The organism is Fretibacterium fastidiosum, assembly GCF_964642095.1.
GTDB lineage: Bacteria > Synergistota > Synergistia > Synergistales > Aminobacteriaceae > Fretibacterium > Fretibacterium fastidiosum.
Window position 1 is genome coordinate 2,289,675 of record NZ_OZ209244.1, and the last position, 17,500, is coordinate 2,307,174.

Genomic DNA, 17,500 nt, shown 5'->3' on the forward strand with positions numbered 1-17,500 from the left:
GTAATGATTTGCAACATCGTTCGACAAGCCTCTTTTACGTTGTAAGAGGATGCTCTGAGTTTGCGGCCGACAGGGCCGTGCGGCTTTTGGAACTTGGAATCGAGGTCTTTTGAGATGCGTCTTACCGCAGTCAAGCTCTTTAGCTATTGCTTTTTCGGCTTTGCCTATGATTACGGCAGGCCCAATTTGCGCTTGGCTGGGAGTGAAGCTCTTTAACGCACCCTCTTCGTTACGGCATCAAGAACGCCCCCGGCAGCCATGAAGCGCTGCGGGGGCGTTTTCGTTCTCATAATAAAACTTATGGAGGTAGTCGTCATGATCATCATTCTGAAAAAAGATCCGGATCCAGCACAGCTTGAGAGCCTCGTCGCGTGGCTTCGGGACAAAGGGCTTCAGGTCCACACCAGCACGGGCGAGTCCCACATCGTGCTGGGGCTCGTGGGCGACACGGCCGCAATGGACATCGATCTCATCGCTGCCCTCGACATCGTCGAGAGCGTGCGGCGCGTCCAGGAGCCCTACAAGAAGGCCAACCGCAAATTCCACCCCAAGGACACCGTCATCGAGGTCGCAGGCCGCCAGATCGGCGGCGGGACCCTCACCATCATGGCGGGGCCCTGCTCCGTCGAGAGCGAGGAGCAGATCCTGGCCGTGGCCCAGGCCGTGAAGGAGAGCGGCGCGACGATGCTCCGCGGCGGCGCCTTCAAGCCGCGCACCTCCCCCTACTCCTTTCAGGGCAAGGGCGTCGAGGGCCTTCGCCTTTTGAGCCTCGCCAAGAAGGCCACAGGGCTGCCCATCGTCACCGAGCTGATGGAGGTCCACCAGCTTGAGTACTTCGACGACGTGGACGTCATCCAAGTTGGAGCGCGCAACATGCAGAACTTCAACCTTCTGAAGGAGCTGGGCAAACAGGACAAGCCCATCCTCTTGAAGCGCGGCATGTCCGGCACCATCGAGGAGCTCCTGATGAGCGCGGAGTACGTCATGAGCGAGGGCAACGAGAAGGTCGTCCTCTGCGAGCGAGGCATCCGAACCTTCGAGACCGCAACGCGCAACACGCTGGACCTCTCCGCCATTCCCGTCCTGCGGCAGCAGAGCCACCTCCCCATCATCGTGGACCCCAGCCACGCCACGGGCAAGGCCAACCTCGTCCCCCCCATGGCCCTCGCCGCCGTGGCGGCCGGAGCCGACGGCCTGATCATTGAGGTCCACAACGACCCACAGCACGCCCTCTGCGACGGAAGCCAGTCCCTGCGCCCTGAGGTCTTCGACCGGCTGGCGAGGCAGATCAAGGCCCTTCACGCCGCCGTACAAGAGCTGGAGAGGACGGCATGAACGTCGGGATCGTCGGCCTGGGGCTCATCGGCGGCTCCATGGCGAAAAGCGTCAAGACGCGTACGCTCCACACCGTATGGGGGGCGGACATCGACCGCGAAACCATGACGCTGGCCCGCCTGTGTGGGGCCATCGACGGGCCTCTGACGGATGAAAACCTCGCCGACTGCGACCTCCTCCTGCTGGCCCTGGCGCCCCGGTCCGTCGTCGGCTGGGTGCAGGAGCACGCGAAAGGGATATCCCGCAAGACCGTCGTGATCGACCTGTGCGGGATCAAGCGGGCCGTCTGCCGGGAGCTCGCGCCCCTGGCGCGCCAGCACGGCTTCACCTACGTCGGGGGGCATCCCATGGCGGGCCTGGAGCGCAGTGGGTTCGTCAACGCTCAGCCGGACCTCTTCGCCGGCAGCTCGATGATCCTCATGAGGGGCCCGGACACGGACATCCAGCTCCTCGACCGGCTCAAGGCCTTCTTCACGGACGTCGGCTTCGCCTCCCTCACCTTCACGACCCCGGAGGAGCACGACCGGATCATCGCCTACACCTCCCAACTGGCCCACGTGGTGTCGAGCGCCTACGTCCGCTCTCCGGAGGCCCTCGAACGCAGAGGCTTCTCCGCCGGCAGCTTTCGGGACATGACCCGCGTGGCGCGCCTCGACGAAATCCTCTGGACGGAGCTCCTCATGGACAATCGGGACTTTCTCGTCGGCCAGATCGAGACCCTGATCGACAACTTAAACGGATACCTCGACGCTCTGAAGTCGGACGACGCCGCACGCCTCAGGGCTCTCCTAAAGGAAGGCCGGGAGAAAAAGGCCCAGGCGGGAGGGAACTGAATGTCCGCCGTCGTGAGGGTCAACGTGGGGTCAGGGTACGACGTCGAGGTCGGGGCGGGGCTCCTGCAGCGCTGCGGGGAGAGGATCGCGCGGACGCTGGGACCCCGCAGGGCCTTTGTCGTGACGGATGCCAACGTCGGCCCCCTCTACCTGAGAGCCTGCCTCGACAGCCTGACCGATGCCGGGTTCACGCACGCCTCCCTTGCCCTCCCCGCGGGGGAGGGTACCAAGAACCTTTCCACCTTCGGCGAACTGCTCGAGGCGATGGCCCATGAAGGCATGGGCCGCACCGACATCGTCGTCGCGCTGGGCGGGGGCGTCATCGGCGATCTGGCCGGCTTCGCCGCTGGGTGCTACATGCGGGGCATCCCCCTCGTCCAGATCCCTACGACGCTGCTTGCCGCCGTGGACTCCTCCGTCGGAGGCAAGGCCGCCGTGGACCTGAGCGCCGGGAAGAACCTGGCTGGGGCATTTCACCAGCCCTCCCTCGTGCTGTGCGACACGGATTGCCTGACCTCCCTGCCGGACCGGGAGTACCGGTGCGGGGCTGCCGAGGCCATCAAGGTCGGGGTCCTGGGCGACGAGCCCCTGTTCCGGCTCTTCGAGGAGGGGGGCGCTCCCCGGGAGCGCCTTACGGACGTCATTCTGCACTGCGTTCGGTACAAGGCCGCCGTGGTGGAACGCGACGAGCGCGAGCAGGGCGAGCGAAGGCTGCTGAATCTGGGGCACACGGTGGGACACGCCATCGAGCGGTGCTCTGACTTTTCCATCCCTCATGGGCTGGCCGTGGCCGCTGGCCTCGCGGTCATCGCGCGCGCCTCGGCCAAGCGGGGCTGGTGCGCTCAGGACACGGCCCGCCGCGTCGAGAGGACGCTTATCAAAAACCGCCTACCCGCGACCACGGGCTTCCCGGCCGAGGCCCTGGCCCGCGCGGCGCTTTCCGACAAGAAGCGTTCCGGCAGCGACATCACGCTGATCACCCCCAAGGAGGTCGGCACCTGCGAGCTGCGCCGGGTGGGGGTCGACGAACTCCCCGGCGTCATCGCCGACGGCCTCGCCGAATCGGGTGAAGTGGCATGAGGGCCCTCATCCGTCCGCGCCCTCTCGCCGGGACCGTCACCGCTCCGGCGTCCAAGTCGGAGGCCCACCGCCTCCTGATCTGCGCCGCCCTGTCCGACCGGCCCACGCGCTTGACGCTCAACGGCACCTCAGAGGACATCGATGCCACGGCGGACTGCCTGCGGAGCCTCGGCGCCGAGGTCCTTCATGAGGAGGGCAGCCTCGTCGTCACTCCCATCAGGCGCGTTCCCGATGGTCCCCTGCTGGACTGCCGGGAGAGCGGATCGACGCTGCGGTTCCTGCTGCCCGTGGCGGCGGCTCTGGCCGAGGAGGCCCGCTTCACCGGCAGCGGGCGCCTGCCGGAGCGCCCCATCGGTGCGCTCCAGGCCGCTATGGCCCGACACGGCGTCTCCTTCAGCGCGGACCGCCTGCCGTTCAGAACCTCTGGCCGCCTTCAGGCCGGCGCTTTCGACCTGCCGGGCGACGTCAGCTCCCAGTACGTCACGGGGCTCCTGCTGACCCTTCCTCTGCTCAGCGGCGACAGCCTCCTGACCGTCCATCCCCCCCTGCGCTCCGCTGCCTACCTGGACATCACGCTGGCGGCACTGCGCCGCTTCGGAGTTCGGCCCCGTGAGGAGGGCGGAGGCGCGGACCTCCCCCGGCGCTTTCAGCTTTCGGGTCCCCAGGCGTTCCACACCCCGGGCGTCCTGGAGGTCGGAGGCGACTGGTCCGGCGCGGCGTTCTTCTTGGCAGCCGGGGCTTTGACCGGCCCTGTGAGCGTCCGGGGCCTTGACCCCGCCTCCCCTCAGGGAGATCGGAGGATACTGGACTTTCTCAAGGCGTTCGGAGCGGAGGTGAGCCTGCGGAAAGACGCGGTCACGGTGGCCCCTGGCTCCCTTCGGGGGCTGGAGGGCTGCCCCCTCGACGTCGATGCGACCCCCGACCTCCTGCCGGTCCTCGCTGCAACGGCGGCGTGGGCCGACGGCAGAACAGCCTTCGTCAACGGCGGGCGGCTCCGGCTCAAGGAGAGCGACCGCATCGCCTCGACGCTCTCGCTCATTCGCTCCCTCGGCGGCCGCGCGGAAGAGACGCCGGAGGGCGACGGGCTCATCGTCCAAGGCGGTGGGCTGGTCGGAGGGACCGCGGAGGGCTTTCACGACCACCGCATCGTCATGGCTGCGGCCGTCGCGGCCTCGCGTTGCCCTCAGGGCGTGACCGTCACGGACGCGGAGGCCTGTTCCAAGTCCTACCCGGCCTTCTTTGAAGACTACGCACGGTTGGGAGGCGACGTCCATGTCCTCTGAGTTCGGCATCAACATCCGCTTCAGCGTCTTTGGACAGTCCCATGGGCGGGCCATTGGGGTCCTGATCGACGGGCTACCGGCGGGCGAGCCCATCGACATGGAGGAGCTGGCGGCCTTCATGGAGCGCCGGCGCCCGGGGAAGTCCCGCCTATCGACAGCACGAAACGAGGCGGACCAGCCCCTCATCCTATCGGGCGTCCGGGAGGGCAGGACCTGCGGCTCCCCGCTCTGCGCCATGATCGAGAACGCGGACGCGCGCTCGGAGGACTACGGGAAGCTGTCGGACACGCCCCGCCCCGGGCACGCCGACTACACGGCGTGGGCGAAGTGGGATGGCGCTGCGGATATGCGGGGCGGCGGGCACTTTTCGGGACGGCTCACCGCCCCCCTGTGCATCGCGGGCGGCATCGCAAAACAGATCTTGTCGCGGCGGGGGATTTGGGTGGGGGCACACCTGGCGGAGGCCGCGGGTCAGACGGATGCTCCCCTCCCCCTCCGTCCATCGGCGGCTCTCCTTGCAGCCGTCGCCGGACGGGAGGTGCCCGTCCTCGACGAGGGGGCTGGCGCGCGCATGAAGGAGGCCATCCTGAAGGCCGCGGACGAGGGGGACTCCGTGGGGGGCATCGTGGAGTGCGCAGCCATCGGCCTGCCCGCCGGGCTGGGTGAGCCGATGTTCGGGGGCGTGGAGAACCGGTTGGCGGCCGCCCTGTTCGGAATTCCGGCCGTCAAGGGCGTGGAGTTTGGTGCGGGCTTCGCGGCGGCGCGCATGAGAGGTTCTCAAGACAACGACCCCTTTGAGGTGGGCGAGGGGGGGAAAATCCGGACCACCTCCAACAACGCGGGTGGCATCCTGGGGGGCATCACTACGGGGATGCCCCTGATCCTCCGGGCCGCCGTCAAGCCCACGCCTTCGATCTTCCAGCCACAGCGCACCGTCAGCCTGTCGCGGCGCGAGGTGGCGGAGCTCCGCATCGCGGGCCGGCACGACCCCTGCATCGCCCATCGGGCCGTCCCGGTGATCGAGGCCGTAACCGCCTGCGTGCTCCTGGACCTGCTGCACGACAAGCCTCCCGTCCTAAGGCCGGGGGCTGCGGACGATGACACATAACCGATAAAACACCGCCATAGGAGGAAAAAATCATGGACATCGCTGAAGTTCGTTCCAAGATCGACGACCTTGACCAAAGGATGCTGGACCTCTTCCTGGAGCGCATGAGCCTGATGGGAGAGGTAGCAAAGTACAAGGAGGCGCACCACCTGCCCATCGAGGACCGGGCCAGGGAACGCGAGGTACTGGCAAGGGTGATGGACAGGGCGGGCGACATGGAGGAGTACGCCTTCTACTTCTTCTCCAGGCTGATGAGCCTCGCCAGGGCCAGACAGAACGAGTTCCTTTCCAGCCCGAGCAAGGTGCGCGCCCTTGTGGAGCGCGCGGTTGCCCGCGTCGAGGACCTGTTCCCCAAGACGGGGAGCGTGGCCTGCCAGGGAGTGGAGGGCTCCAACGCCCAGGCCGCCTGCGACAAGCTGCTGCCGAGGGGGCGCATCCTCTACATGAAGACGTTCAAGGCCGTCTTCGACGCCGTGGGGTCCGGGCTGTGCCAGTACGGCGTGCTGCCCATCGACAACAGCCTCAACGGCTCCGTGCGCGCGGTGTACGAGTTGCTCCGGGAACGCCGGTTCTTCATCGTCCGCAGCACCCGCCTCTTCATACGCCACGTGCTGATGGCGAAGCCCGGCGTCAAGCTCAGCGAGATCCGGAACGTCTACTCCCACCCCCAGGCGCTGGGGCAGTGCTCGGACTTCCTGGACTCCCTCGAGGGCGTCGAGGCCATCCCCTACCCCAACACGGCGTCCGCGGCCAGAATGGTAGCGGAGTCCGGGGATCGGACCGCCGCGGCCATCGCGGCGCCCGGCTGCGCCGCCCTCTACGGGCTCACCCCCTTAAAGGAGGACATTCAGGACAACGACAACAACCAGACCCGCTTCATCTGCATCGCGAAGGAACCCGTCATCTACGCCGGGTCGAACCACCTGAGCGTCATCCTGGCCTGCGAGAACACCCCCGGTGCGCTGAACGACGTCCTCTCCAAGTTGGCCGCCCACGGGGTCAACATGAACAAGCTGGAGAGCTGCCCCGTCGTGGGGCGCAATTACGAGTTCATCTTCTTTCTTGAGATGGACGGCTCCGTGCAGGACGCGGGCGTCCTCTCGATGCTGGAGGACCTGGAGCGCTCCTGCCCCAGCTTCGACCTCCTGGGAAACTACGCGATCGTCTGACCATGCCCGCCTTTGGACTCATCGGACGAACGCTGGGGCATAGCTGGTCCGTCCCTATCCACAGGGCGCTTGGCTGCGAGGACTACCGGCTGTTCGAGCTTGAGCCGGAGGAGCTGGAGGGCTTTCTCCGGCGGGAGGACGTGGGCGGGCTCAACGTGACGATCCCCTACAAGCGCGACGTGATGCCCCTTTGCGACGAGCTGGCGGAGAGCGCCCGCCGCGTCGGCAGCGTGAACACGATCGTGCGGGGCCCCAAGGGCCTGGTGGGGCACAACACCGACCTCTATGGGCTGCTCTGGGCCGCGGAGCGCGCGGGCATCTCCATGGCGGGGCGCAGGGTCGTGATCTTCGGCTCCGGCGGCGCCTCCCTCGCGGCACGGGCCGCGGCGGAGGCGCAGGGCGCCCGGTCGGTCGCCGTCATCTCCCGAAGGGGACCGGACAGCTATCGGAACCTGAACCGTCACGCGGACGCGGAGGTGCTCATCAACGCGACGCCCGTCGGCATGTACCCCCGGACGGGCGAGAGGGTCGCGGACCCCGCCCTCTTTCCCCGCTGCCGGGGCGTCATCGACCTGATCTACAACCCGCGGCGAACCGCCCTTCTGATGCGGGCGGAGGAGCTGGGGATCCCCTCTACGGACGGCCTGCCGATGCTCGTGGCTCAGGCGGCTGCAGCGGAGGAACTCTTTACGGGGCGCGGGGGCGATGAGGAGGAGGTCCAGCGCATCACGGCCCGACTGAGGCGTGAGATGATGAACGTCGTCCTGATCGGGATGCCGGGCTGTGGCAAGACGACCGTAGGGCGGGAGCTGGCGCGCTTGACGGGACGCCCTCTGGTCGACCTCGACGAAGAGATCGCCAGGGCGGCGGGACGATCCATCGAAGTTATCTTCAGGGAGGGGGGCGAGGAGGAGTTTCGCCACCTCGAGCGCGAGGCGGCGGCGGAGGCCGGGCGAGAGAGCGGGCGGATCATCGTCACAGGCGGCGGTGTCGTCAAGGACTTTGAGAACAACTACCCGGCCCTGCACCAGAACGGGCGCATCTGTCATCTGGAGCGGGACACGTCCCTGCTGGAGCGCCGGGGACGCCCCCTGTCGCTCTCCGCGGACCTCGATTCCATGTACCGGGAGCGCCTGCCGATGTACCGGCGATTTCGGGACGCAGCCATCGTCAACGACGCCTCCCCGCGTGACGCCGCGGAGGCGGTTTGGAGGGATTTCCTTGAGAATATTGATCGTTAACGGTCCCAACATGAACCTGCTGGGCCTGCGCGAGCCTGAGATCTACGGCCGGACGACCTACGGGGAGCTGACGGCGATGATCGAGGAGGAGGCGGCACGGCGCGGCCTCGAGACGCAGTTCTTCCAATCCAACCACGAGGGAGCCATCGTCGATGCCATCCAGGACGCCGCAGGCCGATTTGACGGCATCGTCATCAACCCCGCGGCCTACACCCACACGAGCGTCGCCATACTGGACGCCTTGAAGGCCGTCGGGCTCCCCGCCGTCGAGGTCCACGTCTCCGACCCCGACCTCCGGGAGGACTTCAGGAGGACCTCCTACGTCCGCGCCGCCTGCATCGCCACGGTCAAGGGCAGGGGGCTGCGGGGCTACGTCGAGGCGATCGACATCCTGAATCGGTATTTATGCGGAAAACCGACCAATCCCGCATAGAGTCCTTGCATTTTGATTTTCTGTGCTATAATAAAGCGCCTTTCAAGATAACCCATCAACCATTCCATTCAGGACAAAAGCTCCGGGCCCGAAGACAAAGGGCCCGGCTTTTCCTACCTGTTTCTTTACATTTGCCCGTCTCTGTGTTTGAATATAAAGAAGGTAGATCGCAACAGCATCAACTCGGCGGGACGTTCGGGAGCGACTTCGCACCTCTGAAGCAACTGCTGATGTCGACAAACGAGCGCGAATAGGCCCGACAGCAGGGTCTTTCTGCGTCTTCCGATCGGGAGGGCTAAGGCGAGGAGGCGGGCATCTTTGATGGAGGAATTTCCTGCGACGGGGCTGTGGTTCACGATGTTTTTCCTTTTGCCGTCTCGTTTGACGTCATCGGCCTGTGGCGCTGCCGGAGGCTTCCGCTCATGAATAGCGATCGACTCCCTCTCAGATGGGGTAACTTGTGGCGAATTTTTTGGGCTTCTCTGGACGAGCTGTCCTTCGGAGAGATGTTATGGAGGATGCCCCTCGTGGTGGCCATTGCGTATGCTTCCGGTTACGAGATGGGAGCAAAAAACATGTTGAAACCGGCAGAGCCGTATGCCCCGATGGTTTGGACCTATTATGGGGTATCGTGGCTGATTTTCGTCGTGTTTCGCTATTATTTCCTTCCCTCTCACTGGTTCCCGTGGATGCAGGTCGTCGCGGGCTTCCTGTACGGGGGGATCTTGGGCGTCCTGACCTCGCTGTTCTACCATGCGTCGCTCGAACAAACGGTAACGATCGTCGTGTGTGGAGCGGTCTCGATCCTGATCCTGATATTGCGTCGTGAATGAGCTGCAGCCATCGCGGCTGCAAAAAATGTCAAGCACTCGAAGGGAGAGTCGGAGGCGCGATGAGCCGAAAAAATCTTTACATAGGAATTGCGTGCCTGTGTTTGTTTTTGCTCGCCCTGTGGACTGCAAAGCTGAGGAACCCCCAAAAAGATTCGACCCCCTTCCGAAACGGCAGGGAAGTTTATGAGACGTTGATGTCGCTGAGGCCGGGGACTTCCCTTGAGAAGGCCAAGACGCTTCTCGGAAACCCGGACGACGTTTCGGAAAACGTCCTCACTTGGTTCCTCATGGATGAGCAGGGGGAATTTGCAGCGGATTTCAACGTCCTGACGTCACAGGACAGGGTGATCGCCTCCTCTTACCTTGAATCTGCCGAGGGGAAAAAAGTTGCCTCAAAAAAGTACAAAATTTTTGAGAGGGAGTTGCGTTCCATATTGGGCCCTCCGCGTGAGCAAATCTCCGATCTTTTAAGCGTCTGGGTTTCTGAAAAACTACAATTTATCTTAGCGGTTACCTTCGATGAGGAAATTTCAGCGGTGACTCTTCTGTTAAAGGAGCCCCTCGTTGAGGGGATGTGATCTGCCGATTGCGGACAGGTTGGGAGAGGACGAAAAGGAGGGACGTCATGAACGTCATCAAAAGAGCCCTGGACCGGTGCGAAGTTGAGTTTTTGTTGTTGGGAATGATGGTCGTTTCACCAATGGCGGATTCTCTATTGACAGCAACCGGTTGGGGGGAAATTTTGCTTCAATCGTTTTTTGTCGCCATCTGTCTTCTGTTCATCTACAAGGTCGTCGTCTCAAAATCTCCAAACTGGGCCTGGGCGGCATGGGGGTCTTTTTGCTGCCTCATCGTGCCTGTCGCCCTTTTTGGATATTTTGCAGGACCGGGACAAAAAGATTCTCACGTAAAGATCGTTTACAGCCTCTTAAATGTGCTTTTTATAGCCATCGTCTTGTTGCGTACCTGCTTTCGGCTGGAGGACCTCAAGAGGGCGGAAAACGCCTCGTCACACGACAGCGAGCATTAATACCAATTCGCGTTTAATATGGATTGCCTCCCCTGAAAGGGGAGGTGCCGAACGGAGTGAGGCGGAGGGGGTCGGCCAGACGACCGGCCTCACGCAAGCCGATCTTTCGGGAGGATTGCGGCGGCCGGTCGGTCGGCTGAGCCGAAGCGAGGCAATGGATTGCCTTGTGGAGGCGTTGACGGGGAATGTCAGACAGGCGCGTCTTATGAAAAACACCCCTCCCCTTCGGGGCAGCCCCCCTTGCATAAGCAGACTGCCAGCGAACGCAGTGAGCTGTGCAGGTCGCTTAGGGGCTCCATCAGGGGGGGCCTTTCTTTCCCTTTAGACGCAAATTGGTATCAGCACAATTTGGCATGACACCGGACGAACGGCCCCCAAAAGGGGGCCGTTCGTCAACGGTTCCTTCGTGCCCATTCCGTTGCCTGGAGCACGGGGCTTCTTTGCTTCTTTACACCCGCCCTATTCAGCCGTTGGGATAAGGCTCGGTGCCTTCCATCCCCCGTCGATCCTCGTCCTGTCCGGGCAGTAGATGCGCAGGAACAGGTGGAACCCGCCCCGTCCCGTGGGCAGCCAGTTGGCCTTGAGGGGGTCCTCGTCCTTTGGAGCCTCGGGCTGGAGCAGCAGCTCCAGGGAGCCGTCCGCATTATAGGTGACAGGGGTGCGGTCGTTGATGCAGTAGCGGTTCAACGGGTTCGCAATCAAAAAGTCGTCGTCGCCGTAGGCCGTTACCGACCAGAACCCACCCCTCAGAACCGGCGGCAGCGCCCCCTTCTCGAAGCGCACCCTGTAGCGCGTCCCCGCCTTCAGGGCCTGTCCCGACGAGTCCTTGTTCGTGCTGGCGTAGATGGCGGCCGAGACCGGGTTGGCCCCCAGCCCCCTCCAGGCGACCATCGCGCGGTAGTCGTACTCCGTCCCGAACTCGGCGATCGGCGCACCGAGGTACTGCCATGGCCCCCAATGCACGAGGAACTTCTGACTGTTTGCGGTGACTCGCTCCTGGACCCTCTTGACCATCGCCCGCCACGCCGCCTCCCGCTCCTGCGCGTCCGATCCCAGCACCGCGGGATCGAAGCTGAGACCGGGTCCTACGCCCAGCACACGAAGCTTGTCCAGGAGGGGCCCATCGCCGGGGAGCGGAGGGTTGTCCCGCATCAGGGCGTTGGCCTCGCCGAAGAATTGCTCGGGCGTCATCCTCAAAACGTAGTCCACGGGGACCGCGCCGTCGTACCGGGGGTCGTGGGTCCCCTTTGGGGGGACATAGTCTCCGCCCCGGAGATAGTCGGCCAGCGGCATCAGCTTCATCCGTTTCTGAAGGGTCCGGACGTTTTCCAGGTCGTCCTCGCCCCTGCACAGGGTGCGCCCGATGATCCAGCCGAGGTTCCCGGAGAAACGAAAGGGCGTCATCCCCGCCGGAACGGTCGTTTTGTCGTCCGACCGCATCAGCAGGCAAACCTGCTCCCCGGACGTTCCCTCCCTGCCCCCCGTGCCGGCAATCCCCACGCTGTTCGTCCAGGCGTCCAGGAACTGCGCCGAGCAGTAGCGGTCTGCGGCTGGCTTGACGAACACCAGGGGCCCGCCCTTCAGGTCGATGAACGCCTGAGAATAGAGCGTATCGACGTTCGGCGTGACGACGTCCTTGAAGTCCGGCCCCGCCAACCTCTGCGCGTGGCGCAGCTGGTTCACGGGCACCTTTGCGGAGGTGGCCTCGACGACGTTCGTCGCCACCCTCTGGGACACGGACATCATGACCAGCGGATAGCAGTAGACGTAGGCGTCGTCGAGCGTCGTCGCAGAGCCGGACTCGTGCCTGCCGCCGCCGCAGCCCCCCAGGGCAAGCAGCAGCAGGGCCATGGCTGCGGCGAGGGGCAAAACGCCCCCGCCGCTCTTTACTCTCCCTTTACTCACGAACACGATCTTCTCTCCCCTTTCGACGGATGCCGAGACCCGAGGCCCCGCGTCATTCGATGTCGATCCCCATGTCCCGGAAGATCTCCAGCACCTCGTCAAGGCTGTGATAGCCAACCTCCTGACGAACGACATCGCCGTTGTCGTCCAGAAAGAGGAGGGCGGGGAGGTAGGTCACGTTGTACTCCTTAGCGAGCTCGGGATACTCGTCCACGTCCACCGCTTCCGCTGCCAGCCTGCCCTCATACCGGTCATTGATCGCATCCAAAACCTTGGACATCTGTTTGCAGGCCGGTCAACCGGCCCCGGACAGGGATACCAGAGTCGGCAAGTCCTTTCCCTCGGCATGAACGGGACAGAAAATGAAAGCCAAAAAAAGGAAAATCGACACAAGCATCGTTCTCATTACCGAACCCTTCCTTTCGCTTCTAAAGAATGTGTTCCTTTCGCTTTCAGCAGGAATACCGCGGCAAGGGCCAGCGTTAACCCACCCCATCCCGCGTCGCCCCTAAAGGGACTAGCTGCGGTTGTTGAAAATCAGGCTTTCCTTTTCAATAGGAACGCAGCTGCAAGAGCCAGTGTCCATCCACTGACACCCGCGTCGCACCCGCCGCTGCTCTTGTTGTCGTCAGGCGTGGGAGGATCCGTCGGGTTGTCCCCGCGGGGCCAGTGGAGGCTCACGCCCTTGTCCCCGACGAGATCGACGGCCAGGGTTCCCTCGCGCATCTTGCCCGGCGACACAATGAACGAGAGGCTGCGCTCCGTGTTCGGGAAGATCGCCGGGATGGTCCGCGTCACAACGCGGCTCTCGCTGCCGTCGCCCTTGACGCGACTCACCGTCAGGCGCAGGTTCGTCAGCGTCTCGGAGCCACTGTACCGAATGGTGGCGTGGGCGCGGAAGTCCTCGGTCTGTTTCAGGAGCTCTGCGCGGAACTCCGGAAGCGTCAGCTGCGTGCGCGTGTCGTCCGACCGGATGGGCTTGAAGGTCATGCTGAAGTCGCCCTCCTTCGCGGCCGCACGGGCCACCTGGGCGGACACGACCGCCAGGCCCGCGACAGCCTTCGGCTCCTCGGCCAGAACGGCGATCGGATAGCGGCCGACGTTGTTGCCGCCCGGATCGCTCTTGTAGTCCCACTCCTCGTGGAGCTCGTCGAGTTTGTTGTCCGGGTCCACGGCGAAGTAGAGGTCGTAGTTGCCGGGGGCGAGGTCGTTCGGAACGGTCCACTGGAACGAGGCGGTCGCCTTGTTGGCCTCCGTGCCCTGCGTCCAGCCTCCAAGCCGAACGGTCTGCCGGTCCAGCGTCCGCAGGTCCGTGTCCCCGCCCCCAGCGCGAAGGCGCATCTCGACCTCGACGTCACCCGCGTCCTTGAAGCTCGCGTTGTAGAGCGGGAGCCGAACCTCGTACTGTCTGCCGCGGACGAGGGCCGACGTCGTCCACTTCTTGAGGACGACGTCCCGGAACCCAATGCCGCGCACCTGCGTCGCCGAGAGCCTGTCCTCGTTGGTGGACCAGACCACCCGGGTTGTTCCGCTCTCGGACAACTGGACGCGCCGGTTGTAGCGCGCCGGCAGGACCAACGCGGGGTCGGGTTTGTCGGCGTAGAGGCTGCCCGGCGCGTTCCGCCATACGAGCGCGTTGCTGTCGGCCAGGTCCACCGCGAAGGCCACCTTCATCACGCCGGCGGCGTCGGCGTAGAGCTGGGTCTCGATGAGGTGCTTGACGTAACTGGAGTTGAACGGGAGCTGCGCGTTGTTGAGGGTCACGGTGAACTTCTCGGACTCCTGGTACGTCTTGGTGAAGGTCTCGGTGTTCGTCAGCTCGTTGGAATAGCCGACCGTGCTCGTGACCCCGACGCTGAAGACTTTCGGCGCGCCGAGCGAGACGTTGAGCGAGCCGTTCGCCGCCTTCTTCGACTTGGTGGTGAGACCGGACACGTCGGTCGTCACCTGAGAGACCGCGAGGTCCAGCACCGTCTTGCCGCCGACGGTCGAGTTCAGCCTGTTCGACAGCACCTGCTGCAGTTCACCGTAATACGGGGTGTTCTCGACCTTCGTCGGATACGAGAAGAGGTTGCCCTCCTCGTGGATGGGGTTGTAGTCGTCGAACTGCGCGCTCTGGCCGGCGTCGCCCTGGACGATCGTCGGCGCGTCGCAGAGCGAAAAGGTCATGAACCGATCCCCGTTGAGCTTCTCCCCCTCCTCGAGCGGCGCGTCCGGAGCCTGAGGCATGGTACCGAGGACCGGGTAGCGCCACACGTGCCGGTCGGTCTTATACAGGACGACGTTGTCCGATCCGTCCGTGACGGTGGTGATGGTCGTCGCGACCGTCGCCTGGGAGCTGTTGGCCTTGTTCTCGACCCTTGCCGACGTGTCCTTGTAGCCGCCCGAAGCGTTGGCGCCGATCAGCTTGTACCGCCCTCCGACGGAGGCATTGACCCCCCACTCCAGCGCGCTGGTCGCGCTGAACGACGTGTCGGCCTTGCTGCTCTCGGTCTGGCCCTTCGAGTACGCGACGGACGAGCCCATCCAGGACAGGTTCATCACGGACTTCCGCTCCGGCCGGACGCCGTTGACCTCGAATGGGGCCTGGACGTAGTCCACGTGGTAGGGGGGCGTCTGGATCTCCGCGACGTAGCTGCGCTCGTCGGCGAAGACCAGGTGCGTCGGATCGCCCAGGGCCAAGGACTCGCCGTAGAAGTCCCCGGGCAGGAGCGCCACGGCGCGTCCCGCCTTGCCTTGCGCGTAAAGGACGGGCGAGGAAAGGCCCGTGAGGTTGCCGCCCGAGATCTCGGGCGACAGGTACCACAGTCTGTCGCCGGTGAAGTAATCGCTCGACCGTTTGTCCGTATCGTCGTCCTGCGAGATCGAGAAGAACACCTTTCGGAGCGGGGCCCCCCGCTCCGACGTTCCTCCCAAGGGCACGAGCGCGAGCGACGCGCTGCGGAGCAGGTAGCTGCACTCCGCCCTGTCCACGCCGCCGACCCCGCCGTATCCGGCGAGGGTCTGTCCCGTGCTGCGCCAGAACTTACGCGCGGGCTTCAGGGCACCGTCCGTCTCCCACACCGAGGCCTGAATCTGCCCTCCGTTACCCCCGTACTTCGCGGACAGGAAGACGATCTCGTCCTTCCCGTCGCCGTCCAAGTCGCCGGCAGAAGCGATCATCCCGAAGTGCGGGACGTACGCCAGCGTCCACGACGTGCCGCCCACCCGCTGATCGTCGTCATCCAGCCGCGTCTCGGAGCCGCTGAACCCGGAACCGTTCCACCCGTACGTCCGAACGGTCGGATAGGCGTCGCTGTCCTTCCACTTGTCGGCGTAGACCGCCGCGAGCTCCATCCTCCCGTCGCCGTTGAAGTCCCCGGCCACCACGTCGCAGCCGTCGACCTTTTCGCCCTTCCCGTCCCGGCTGCCGAGGCCGGTCTCGTATATCGGGGACGCTTCGACGCCCCCCGACGCACTCCTCGAGGCGCGATAGACCTGAAGAAAATAATCGTCGCCCCTGCCGGTGCGGATGACCGCGAACTCGTTGGCCCTGCCGTCGTGGTCGAGGTCGCCCGCCGCCACGCGAACCGACGGGAAATAAGCGTTCATCGCCCCGAGCTGTCGGGTCTCGACGCGCTTAGTAGCAGGGTCGACGAAGGCCAGCCAGGCGGTGTAGGTCTGCTCGTACCCGGGGCGTTTCTTCCCCCACGGGGCCCCGCCCGCCGTGTAGTACGCGACGACGAAGGCCTCGGGTCCGTCCTCGCCGTCGGGGAATAGCCCGGCAGCCGAGTCCGTGACGTAGGGGTACCCGGACGCCTCGATCGTCGTGCTCCAGCCTTTCGCCGCGGCGATCCCGCCCTTCCCGTCCGTCTTCACCTGCGCGAAGCGGAGGGTGACGCCGTCTTCGTTGGAGGACGGATACATCACGACGAGGGAGCCGTCCGCGGCCCGCTTTTTGCCGACAGTCGGGTGAAGGCCCGTGTTGGTGTACCCGCCGTCATCCTCGAGGTTGACCTGAGCTTTCTCGGACGGACCTCCCTGGTCGTCCCCCTGAGTGGGATAAAACCGGAATTTGCCGTCGTTCGCCTTCATGAACTTCAAGAACGATTCCTTCACGATGCCGCGCGAGCCGGTCGTCTCCTTCACGATGTCGTCGATCTGCCCGAGCGGCTTGCCATTGATCAGGACGGACGCCGCCGCGTCCGCCGGCGCGCCGTGGATCAAGACGATCCCCGCCATCCCCGCGCACAGGACGCAGCCCCGCGCCAGAGGCAAAATCCTTCCGAGGCCAGTTTTTTTCGAGCGCCCTGACCTTCGCGTTCCCCATAAACCGAACAATCTTCGCACCTTCCCCCACTTCAACTTCATAAAAGACAACGACAGGTACGGCGTAAACCAAACGCCGTACCTGTCAAGTATCTTACTCAAACGCAACGGCGGCAAAGCCCGTCTGCAATATTCCCCGGATGTTCCTCGTTTCGAGGCGAAACGCCCCGAGAGAACGACATCCCCCCGCTTATCTTATTGTGGCTATTTCTCCTGTATGGAGTCGATGAGGGCCTCCAGCTTGGGGTTCTGCCCCGTGATGACGAGCATCAGGTATTTATCGCCCTCCGTGTTCAGGATCGCCCTGCTCTCCACGCCGGCCTCGTTCTTGAAGTCGAAATGGTACACGTCGTCCTCAAACACCGGCTCCGAACCCTTCAGCTTCTCTGCGAAAGCCGCAGCCAGGTCCTTGGCCTCCATTCCATCCCGCTTGTCCATCGTGATGCTCACCGCCGCAGAGTTGTCGTTGGCCACAATCCCCACGGTCGTGCCGTTCTGCGTCGCGGTCCAGTCGTCCGGGACATCCACGGTAAAATCCTTGAAATCCTGCACGGCTGCAAAGGCCGCGGCGGAGAACACGAGGACTGCCAATACCGACAAGACACCAATACGCTTGCTCAACATTCACAAAAACTCCCTTCCCGATAGCGAGGTTGAATAGACAGGGGACCAAGCCCCTTATCTATGATATTCTATGCCCAGCCTGGATAAGGGTCCATGACCTGAGGTCAGGATTACGGCCCGAAGAGGTAACTTTTTTCTGCAAAAGAGAAATTTTTTGGTTCACTGCCCCTCCAAGGGCCGGTCGCAGCCTTCATCACGTTCCTGTATAATTGTGAGGGGATCAAAGAGAAATGTTGATTTATACCAAATCGCGTCTAATGTGGATTGCCTCCCCTGAAAGGGGAGGTGCCGCCAAGGGCGGCGGAGGGGTTTGCTCTT

The 17,500-nt window shown here is 64.1% G+C and carries 15 protein-coding genes; 11 read left to right on the top strand and 4 right to left on the bottom strand.

The window, feature by feature from the left end:
• Positions 1–315 precede the first annotated feature (315 nt).
• The 11 genes from aroF to ACK28C_RS10400 all read left to right on the top strand — a co-directional run bounded on the left by aroF (position 316) and on the right by ACK28C_RS10400 (position 10,345).
• Positions 316–1,335, top strand: a complete 1,020-nt coding sequence (gene aroF, locus ACK28C_RS10350; protein ID WP_015556660.1) for a 3-deoxy-7-phosphoheptulonate synthase — start codon at positions 316–318, stop codon at positions 1,333–1,335.
• Entirely contained in the window at positions 1,332–2,168 is an 837-nt protein-coding gene (locus ACK28C_RS10355; RefSeq protein WP_015556659.1) for a prephenate dehydrogenase/arogenate dehydrogenase family protein, read from the top strand. The genes aroF and ACK28C_RS10355 overlap by 4 nt, the downstream gene beginning before the upstream one ends.
• Positions 2,169–3,248, top strand: a complete 1,080-nt coding sequence (gene aroB, locus ACK28C_RS10360) for a 3-dehydroquinate synthase (protein WP_409152134.1) — start codon at positions 2,169–2,171, stop codon at positions 3,246–3,248.
• Positions 3,245–4,531, top strand: coding sequence for a 3-phosphoshikimate 1-carboxyvinyltransferase (gene aroA / locus ACK28C_RS10365; RefSeq protein ID WP_015556658.1), 1,287 nt, complete (start codon positions 3,245–3,247; stop codon positions 4,529–4,531). Before aroB ends, aroA begins: the two co-directional genes overlap by 4 nt.
• Complete coding sequence (gene aroC / locus ACK28C_RS10370) at positions 4,521–5,639, top strand: chorismate synthase (protein WP_015556657.1); 1,119 nt, start codon at positions 4,521–4,523, stop codon at positions 5,637–5,639. The genes aroA and aroC overlap by 11 nt, the downstream gene beginning before the upstream one ends.
• 32 nt (positions 5,640–5,671) lie before the next feature.
• Positions 5,672–6,808 (top strand): bifunctional chorismate mutase/prephenate dehydratase, encoded by a 1,137-nt coding sequence (locus tag ACK28C_RS10375; RefSeq protein ID WP_015556656.1) that lies wholly within the window; start codon positions 5,672–5,674, stop codon positions 6,806–6,808.
• A 2-nt stretch (positions 6,809–6,810) separates the two neighbouring features.
• Complete coding sequence (locus tag ACK28C_RS10380; protein ID WP_409152135.1) at positions 6,811–8,049, top strand: shikimate kinase; 1,239 nt, start codon at positions 6,811–6,813, stop codon at positions 8,047–8,049.
• On the top strand, positions 8,030–8,482 hold the full coding sequence (gene aroQ, locus ACK28C_RS10385) for a type II 3-dehydroquinate dehydratase (RefSeq protein ID WP_409152136.1): 453 nt from the start codon (positions 8,030–8,032) through the stop codon (positions 8,480–8,482). Before ACK28C_RS10380 ends, aroQ begins: the two co-directional genes overlap by 20 nt.
• Positions 8,483–9,009: 527 nt before the next feature.
• On the top strand, positions 9,010–9,315 hold the full coding sequence (locus ACK28C_RS10390; protein WP_409152137.1) for a hypothetical protein: 306 nt from the start codon (positions 9,010–9,012) through the stop codon (positions 9,313–9,315).
• A gap of 59 nt (positions 9,316–9,374) precedes the next feature.
• The gene (locus ACK28C_RS10395) at positions 9,375–9,893 is read left to right on the top strand and encodes a hypothetical protein (RefSeq protein WP_015556654.1); all 519 of its coding nucleotides are present in this window, start codon (positions 9,375–9,377) and stop codon (positions 9,891–9,893) included.
• Positions 9,894–9,940: 47 nt separating this feature from the next.
• A complete protein-coding gene (locus ACK28C_RS10400; protein ID WP_015556653.1) occupies positions 9,941–10,345 on the top strand; it encodes a hypothetical protein in 405 nt (134 codons plus the stop codon).
• A 459-nt stretch (positions 10,346–10,804) separates the two neighbouring features.
• Here the strand turns inward: ACK28C_RS10400 and ACK28C_RS10405 are convergent, their stop codons facing one another.
• The 4 genes from ACK28C_RS10405 to ACK28C_RS10420 form a co-directional block, all read right to left on the bottom strand.
• On the bottom strand, positions 10,805–12,250 hold the full coding sequence (locus ACK28C_RS10405) for a DUF1254 domain-containing protein (RefSeq protein WP_208873298.1): 1,446 nt from the start codon (positions 12,248–12,250) through the stop codon (positions 10,805–10,807).
• Positions 12,251–12,302: 52 nt separating this feature from the next.
• Positions 12,303–12,530 carry a co-chaperone YbbN gene (locus ACK28C_RS10410; protein WP_208873297.1) on the bottom strand — a complete coding sequence of 76 codons (228 nt, stop codon included), beginning with the start codon at positions 12,528–12,530 and terminating at the stop codon, positions 12,303–12,305.
• 257 nt (positions 12,531–12,787) lie between these two features.
• Positions 12,788–16,507: an FG-GAP-like repeat-containing protein gene (locus ACK28C_RS10415; protein ID WP_208873296.1), complete on the bottom strand. Its 3,720-nt coding sequence runs from the start codon at positions 16,505–16,507 to the stop codon at positions 12,788–12,790.
• 255 nt (positions 16,508–16,762) lie between these two features.
• On the bottom strand, positions 16,763–17,182 hold the full coding sequence (locus ACK28C_RS10420) for a hypothetical protein (protein ID WP_409152138.1): 420 nt from the start codon (positions 17,180–17,182) through the stop codon (positions 16,763–16,765).
• Positions 17,183–17,500: the final 318 nt, after the last annotated feature.